Origin of the sequence: Methanobrevibacter millerae (assembly GCF_900103415.1) — an archaeon.
GTDB classification, from domain to species: domain Archaea; phylum Methanobacteriota; class Methanobacteria; order Methanobacteriales; family Methanobacteriaceae; genus Methanocatella; species Methanocatella millerae.
The window spans coordinates 28,128-34,182 of the sequence record NZ_FMXB01000007.1; the positions used below are offsets into that span (position 1 = coordinate 28,128).

Sequence of the window (6,055 nt, forward strand, 5' to 3'; positions counted from 1 at the left end):
TTATGGCAGATGAATTTACACATTTAACGGACAGTGGAGTACACATGGTTGAAGTCGGCGCAAAGCCTGATCAGAAGAGAAGAGCAGTAGCCTCAGGACAGATATTTCTGGACGAAAATACTATTAAAATGATTCAGGAAGAAGAAATCAAAAAGGGAAACGTATTGACTACGGCTCAAATAGCAGGAATTCAGGCCGTTAAGAACACTTCATCAATCATTCCATTATGTCATCCTTTGAATTTAACGGGCATTGAAATTGATTTTGACGTTGAATCTGATGTAATTACATGTACGTGCGGCGTTAACACTTTAGGAAAAACCGGAGTGGAAATGGAAGCCATAACAGGCGTAAGCGTTGCCCTTTTAACTATATGGGATATGGTTAAGGCCGTTGAAAAGGATGAAGACGGACAGTATCCTGATACAAAAATAAGCGAAATTAAAGTATTGAAAAAGGAAAAAATTTAACTGTTGATTAGCGTGATATCTCTAGGAATCGAAGGAACTGCAGAAAAGACCGGAGTAGGCATTGTAGACAGTGACGGCAACATATTGGCAATGGAAGGCTGCCAGCTATTTCCTGAAGAGGGTGGAATTCATCCAAGAATTGCCGCAGAACACCACGGCGAATGGATTCCCAAATTAATACCAAAAGCAGTTGAAAACGCAGGAATAAGTTACGATGACATTGATTTAATCTCATTTTCACAGGGTCCTGGACTGGGACCTGCATTAAGGATAGTTGCAACCTCGGCAAGGTCTTTAGCATTGTCTTTAAAAAAGCCGATTATTGGAGTTAATCACTGCATTGGACACGTTGAAGTCGGAAAGCTTGATACTGGCGCAGTTAATCCCGTTTCATTATATGTAAGTGGAGGGAACAGTCAGGTCATTGCATATGAAAGCGGACGCTACAGGATTTTCGGCGAAACCTTAGACATTGCCATAGGAAATTGCCTGGATCAGTTTGGCCGTGAAACCGGCTTGGGACATCCCGGAGGACCGGTAATTGAAAAACTGGCCAAAAAGGGTAATTATGTTGACCTGCCTTATGTAGTAAAGGGAATGGACTTTTCATTTTCAGGATTATTATCAGCCGCTTTGCGAAAATACCAGAAAGGAGTAAGCATTGAAGATGTATGCTTTTCACTTCAGGAAACCGCATTTGCAATGCTTGTTGAAGTAACCGAGCGTGCACTCTCACATACGCAAAAGGATGAAGTGATGTTGTGCGGAGGGGTTTCAGCAAACTCAAGGCTGCGTGAAATGCTTAAGACAATGTCTGAAGAGCACGGAGCCAAATTCTACATGCCCGAAATGAAGCTGTGCGGGGATAATGGAGTCATGATTGCATGGCTAGGCCTGTTAATGTGTAATGAGTTCGGTCCGATGGATTTAAGTGAGACTGGAATAATACAGCGCTTCAGAACGGATGAAGTTGACATTCCGTGGATTGACAATACAAAAAGCTATTTGAAACTTCCTGATGACTTGATTGCAAAGGGAGCAGAATCAAACATTATAAAAAGCTCATATATGGGTAAAGAAGCAGTTTTAAAAGCAAGAATACCTAAAAGCTACAGAATCCCTGAAATTGACTCAAAAATCAGAAAATCACGTTGCAAACTTGAAGCCAAATTATTGAGTGATGCCAAACGGGCAGGAGTAAGGACTCCAATCCTTTATGATGTTGATCTGGCTGAAAAATCAATCCTGATGGAAGCCATTAATGGAGTAATGCTTAAAGATGTCATTGATGAGAATCTGGCATTCGGGGTCGGTTGTGAAATTGCCAAACTGCACTGCGCAGACATTATTCACGGAGACATTACCTCTTCAAACATAATGCTTTTGGATGACGATTTGGTATTCATTGATTTCGGTTTGGGAAGATACTCAGACTTATCCGAAGATAAGGCAGTTGATTTGCTTGTTTTAAAGAAATCTCTGCAAAGTATTGACTATGAAAAAGCTGTCAGCTATTTTGATGAAGTTTTAAAGGGTTATGATGACTCTAAAATAATTGAAAAGATTGATGAGATAGAACATCGCGGCAGATATACTCATTAATTTTTAGATAAATATATAAAAAATTTCATTCAAATCTATTTTTATGATAACATTTATAACTGGGAACAAACATAAAGTTATAGAAGCAGAGAATATTTTCAAAGATTATGACATAAAACTTGAGCATATTGACTTAGGCTACATGGAACCTCAGGGAACTCTTGAGGAAGTGGCTATGTTTGGTGCAAAATATGCCAGTCATAAGCTTAATAGACCTGTGATAGTTGAAGATGCTGGTTTATTCATTAAGGCTTTAAACGGATTTCCGGGAACCTATTCTCATTACGTTCAGGATACCTTGGGAAATCAGGGAGTTTTAAAGTTGTTAAATAATGTTTCTGACCGTTATGCCGAATTCAGGTCAGTTATTGGGTACTGCACCCCCAATTCTGAGCCCAAGACTTTTTTAGGCAAGGTCGAAGGAGAAATATCAGTCGAAGAAAAAGGAGATTTAGGGTTTGCTTTTGATCCTATATTTTATGTGCCTAGTGAGTGTAAGACTTTTGGCGAACTGACGACTGATGAGAAAAACCAATTTTCACATAGAAAAAATTCATTAAAGAAATTTATAGAGTGGTATACTACTCAAGATTAATATTTTAATAGAGGTTATTAATATGGCAAGACCGGAATGGGTAACTTATAGTAACGAAGAAATTGAAGAAATGATTTTAAAATTTAACAGAGAAGGTAAAAGTACTTCCGAAATCGGTATTATCTTAAGGGACCAATACGGAATCCCTAAAGTAAAAGACGTAACCGGTGAAAGAATCACTGAAATCTTAAAAAGAAACGATCAAGCTGGTGAATACCCAGAAGATTTAATGAACTTAATTAGAAGAGCAGTTAACATCAGAGACCACTTGGAAGAAAATCCTAAAGATTTACACTCAAAAAGAGGTTTAACTATTATTGAATCAAGAATCAGAAAATTAGGTTCTTACTACGTAAGCGAAGGCGAATTACCAGAAGGTTGGAGATATAATCCAAAACAAGCAGCACTCCTTGTTAAATAGAGGTGGCGAAGCCAGTAATATGCTCAAAGAGCATATTGAAAATGATGAAATTATTCGTATAATTTCACATAACGACGCTGATGGAATATCAGCAGCAGCTGTAATAGCGAATGCTTTAAAGGAAGAAAATGTTCAATTTCACACAACTATAGTGCCACGCCTTAAAGAGGATGTTATAAATCAGCTCAGACATGAGCAACATGATTTATTCATCTTTTCTGATATGGGCAGTGCATTTGTAAGTGAATTAAACACATTCAAAAGTGATGTTATTATTGCTGATCACCATCAGGTTGACGGAACTGAAGCAGATAGTAATTTGGTTCATGTCAATCCACACCTATTTGAAATTGATGGCAGTAAAGATTTGTCCGGAGCGGGTTCTGCTTACCTGTGTGTCCGCAATCTGGATAAAAAACATTTGGCTTATTTTGCACTTATCGGTGCTTTTGGAGATATGCAATGCCAGGACGGATTCAATGGCGTTAATAAACTTATTTTGGATGATGCTAAAGAGACTAATCTGGAAGTCAACGAAGACTTGAAAATCGTCTCCAAGGCATCAGAACCGCTCTTTAAGTCACTTGCATATACTTTTACGCCGCCTTTGCCGGGAATAAGCGGAGACCTTGAAGGATCAACTGCATTTTTGGAAAAGATAGGTTTGTCCTATGGAATCAAGTTCACAGATTTGGCTGATGAGGAAAAGGACGTTCTGACTTCTGAATTAATAAAGATAAACCCTGACATTTACGGTGACTGCTATCTGATTCCAAAAGAGATTCCTATGCTTAGGGACCTTGAGGAATATGCTTATATTTTGGATGCCTGCGGTAAAAACAAGAAATATGGCTTAGGTTTAAGCATTGCTTTAGGTGAACGTGAAAAGGCATTGTCAACTGCAACAGAACTGCAGCGCAAATACCGTGACCAAATCGTCAAGGGTCTTGAATGGATTAAAAGGGAAGGTGCGGTTCAATTGAATTCTTCCCAATATCTGTATAGTGAAGACAAGCTTTTAAAATCCGTAATGGGTACCATTGCAAGTATAGGATTGTCAGTTGAACTTTTGGATTCATCAAAACCTGTGCTTGGCCTTTCAAGACTTCACAAGGACATCAAGATTTCCGGAAGGACAACAAGGGATATGGTAGCCAATGGAGTGGATTTGGGAAAGGCACTTCGTGACAGCTCAAACAACTTCGGAGGAACTGGAGGAGGCCACGATATTGCGGCCGGAGCCATGATTCCATATGAAAGCAAGGATAATTTCCTTCATTTGTTTGATGAGATGATTGAATATCAATTAAGTAATGATTAATATGTTTTTAACTAAAAAAGAAGAAAAGATGTGTGACGGTGAGTTTGGAGAAACCATCCGTAAAAGCATGGATATTCTGGTGGCTTTGGGAGACATTTATGGAGCTTCCAAACTGGTTGACATTACCTCAGCCCAGGTATCCGGAGTTTCATACAAGACCATAGGCCAGGCAGGCCTTGAATACCTTGAGGATTTGGCTTCTGAGGAATTTGAATACTCAGGAATTAACGCTTCACTCAATCCGCCGGGAACCGATTTGGACAACTGGAAAGCCCTTGGATTTCCCGAAGACTTTTCAATCAAGCAAAACCAGATTGTAGATGCCTATGGAAATCTTGGAATCTCTAAAACCTGTACATGCACTCCTTATCTTGTGGGCAATGTTCCAAGATTTAGGGACCACGTCTCATGGTCAGAATCATCTGCTGTGGCTTACGTCAATTCAGTCATTGGCGCTCGAAGCAATCGTGAAGGCGGTCCTGCTGCTCTTGCGGCAGCTATTGTTGGAAAAACTCCTCTTTACGGATTCCATTTGGAACAAAACCGTAAGGCAAATTTAATCGTTAATGTTAACGGCGAACTTTCCGGTGCTGACTGGGGCGCATTGGGATATATTGTCGGAAAAGTAGTCGGCGGAGGAGTTCCTTACTTTAAAGTTAAAAATACTCCTTCAAACAATGATTTAAAGACCTTGGGTGCGGCTCTGGCTTCATCAGGTTCCGTTGCATTGTATCATATGGAAAACGTAACTCCAGAATGGAATATCAATGACATTGAGGAAATCGAGGATTACGTATTTGTTTCTGATAATGACATTTTAGAGACTCGAGCCAAATTGACCACAACCGATAAAGAGCCTGATCTGATCTGTCTTGGATGTCCTCACGCTTCACTTGAAGAGATTAAAAAGGTTGCCCAAATCGTAAAAGGCAAGACTATTAAGAATAAGTTGTGGATTTGCACTTCAGTATCCGTTAAGGCAACTGCCGACAGGATGGGCTATACAGAAATGATTGAATCCGCGGGCGGAAACGTTGTATGCGACACCTGTATGGTTGTAGCTCCAATCGAAGACATGGGCTTTGAAGTCATTGGCGTCAACTCAGCAAAGGCAGCGAATTACGTTCCTTCAATGTGCGGACTTGACGTTGTTTATGATGATGTGGAAAATCTCATTCGATTTGAATGATGAATTTTTCCAACTTTTTTTATATAATATATTATACAATAGATTTTTTAAAATTCTACTAATGATAAATTTTTTTTTCATTGTGTCTTTTAATGAATATTTTATTACCATTTTATTAACATTTGAATTAATTCCTTTTTTTGACTTTTATCGTACTTATTATCATTATTTTTATTATTTAGAACTTTATTAATCGTTCTTTCATTTTGAACAGTTATTTTGTTTATAAATTATATTGTATATTATTTCTTTTCTAAATAATTCAAAATCTTTTCTAAACAAAATTGTTATTTATTATATTAATATCTTAATTTGTTTATCAATGATATATATTTTTAACTATTGTTTAAGATAATAATTATTTTTCTGAAACGGTTTTAATTTGACCTTTATTTTCAAAAAGAAAAAGATATATATTTGTTTTTACTAAAATAAAGTTCGGTATTTAATCTATTTA

6 protein-coding genes are annotated in these 6,055 nt (G+C 37.9%); all 6 read left to right on the plus strand.

The window, feature by feature from the left end; genetic code table 11:
• Positions 1–2: 2 nt before the first annotated feature.
• From moaC to F3G70_RS05330, 6 genes are read left to right on the plus strand one after another with little or no spacing between them, the layout of a single operon-like run.
• Entirely contained in the window at positions 3–470 is a 468-nt protein-coding gene (moaC, locus tag F3G70_RS05305; protein WP_149731667.1) for a cyclic pyranopterin monophosphate synthase MoaC, read from the plus strand.
• Between the two features lie 3 nt (positions 471–473).
• Positions 474–2,072 (plus strand): bifunctional N(6)-L-threonylcarbamoyladenine synthase/serine/threonine protein kinase, encoded by a 1,599-nt coding sequence (locus F3G70_RS05310; RefSeq protein WP_149731668.1) that lies wholly within the window; start codon positions 474–476, stop codon positions 2,070–2,072.
• Between the two features lie 43 nt (positions 2,073–2,115).
• The gene (locus F3G70_RS05315; protein WP_149731669.1) at positions 2,116–2,667 is read left to right on the plus strand and encodes an XTP/dITP diphosphatase; all 552 of its coding nucleotides are present in this window, start codon (positions 2,116–2,118) and stop codon (positions 2,665–2,667) included.
• A 22-nt stretch (positions 2,668–2,689) separates the two neighbouring features.
• Entirely contained in the window at positions 2,690–3,088 is a 399-nt protein-coding gene (locus tag F3G70_RS05320) for a 30S ribosomal protein S15 (protein WP_149731670.1), read from the plus strand.
• On the plus strand, positions 3,078–4,409 hold the full coding sequence (locus F3G70_RS05325) for a single-stranded-DNA-specific exonuclease RecJ (protein WP_149731671.1): 1,332 nt from the start codon (positions 3,078–3,080) through the stop codon (positions 4,407–4,409). The genes F3G70_RS05320 and F3G70_RS05325 overlap by 11 nt, the downstream gene beginning before the upstream one ends.
• 1 nt (position 4,410) lies before the next feature.
• Positions 4,411–5,598: an aconitase X catalytic domain-containing protein gene (locus F3G70_RS05330; RefSeq protein ID WP_316502673.1), complete on the plus strand. Its 1,188-nt coding sequence runs from the start codon at positions 4,411–4,413 to the stop codon at positions 5,596–5,598.
• Positions 5,599–6,055: the final 457 nt, after the last annotated feature.